The following is a 1,304-nucleotide window of genomic DNA, read 5'->3' as shown; positions in this document are numbered from 1 at the left end:
GGGACATTCGCCGGAAAGGGTAAGGCGGCCCGGCGCTCGATTCACCGGCAGCCGCTGTTGAGGGACCTCCGCCGGCAAGGGTATGGCGGCCCCGCGCTCGCTCCACCGGCAGCCGCGTCTGCGTCAACGCTCGCGGCAGATCCGATCGAAGATCGTGCGCCAAGCTTCCATGGCCTTGGAATGATGCGCTCTACTCCACTGGGCGAAGTCCATGCCGCGACCGGGTATGCTTCCTGCACATGCCATTCGCAGAAACCCCATGAGCGATTCCCCCCGCATCGCCTTTCTGGCCAGCAACACCGAGGCCGCGCAGCAGGCGTTGGCGCAGATGGTGGCCCGCTACGGCGACCATCCGCCGGAACAGGCCGATGTGCTGTGCCCGCTGGGCGGCGACGGCTTCATGCTGCAGACCCTGCACCGCCACGGTGCGCTGGGGCTGCCGGTGTTCGGCATGAAGCTGGGCACGGTGGGGTTCCTGATGAACCAGTACCGTGAAGACGACCACGACCTGCCGGCGCGCCTCGCGGCGGCCGAGCCGGCCAACCTGCGCCCGCTGGAAATGCTGGCCCTGACCGAATCGGGCACCACCACCGGGTCGCTGGCCTATAACGACGTGTCGCTGCTGCGCCAGACCCGGCAGGCCGCGCACATCGGGGTGGACCTCAATGGCCAGGAGCGGGTGGCCGAGCTGGTCGGTGACGGGGTGCTCGTGTCCACGCCGGCCGGCAGCACGGCCTACAACTACTCCGCGCATGGGCCGATCCTGCCGCTGGGCTCGCACACCATCGCGTTGACCCCCCTGGCCCCGTACCGGCCGCGGCGCTGGCGCGGGGCGATCCTCAAGGCCGATACGGAAGTGCGCTTCCGCGTGCTGGACCCCTACAAGCGCCCGGTCAGCGTCACCGCCGATTCGCATGAGACCCGCGATGTGGTTGAAGTGACCATCCGCGAGTCGCGCGAGCGCCGGGTCACCCTGCTGTTCGACCCGGAACACAACCTGGAAGACCGGATCCTCAGCGAACAGTTCATGTTTTGAAGGACAATAGGTGGCCGGCCCTTCTGGCCGCACTGGATTGCTGACTGCCATGGGCGACAACACCCCCCGTTTGCTGACCGTTGCCGTGACCTCGCGCGCCCTGTTCGACCTGGAAGAGGGTCACGCGCTGTTCGAGGCCGAGGGCGTCGATGCCTACGCCGAGTACCAGCGCAAGCACGAAGACGACGTGCTGCGCCCTGGCGTTGCGTTCCCCGTGGTGCGCAAGCTGCTTGCGCTGAACCAGGGCCAGTCGCCGGAGTCACCGCGG

The 1,304-nt window shown here is 68.0% G+C and carries 2 protein-coding genes; both read left to right on the top strand.

Features of this window, described 5'->3' with window-relative positions; translation table 11 throughout:
* The first annotated feature begins 259 nt into the window (after positions 1-259).
* Positions 260-1,036, top strand: a complete 777-nt coding sequence (locus tag RT456_RS12905; RefSeq protein ID WP_313347275.1) for an NAD kinase — start codon at positions 260-262, stop codon at positions 1,034-1,036.
* Between the two features lie 49 nt (positions 1,037-1,085).
* A partial coding sequence (locus RT456_RS12900) for a 5'-nucleotidase (protein ID WP_313347274.1) occupies positions 1,086-1,304 on the top strand: 219 nt, incomplete at its 3' end.

Source organism: Stenotrophomonas sp., assembly GCF_032099025.1.
Taxonomy (GTDB): domain Bacteria; phylum Pseudomonadota; class Gammaproteobacteria; order Xanthomonadales; family Xanthomonadaceae; genus Stenotrophomonas.
Note: the sequence above shows the minus strand (reverse complement) of the source record. Positions and strands in the feature narration are given on the sequence as shown.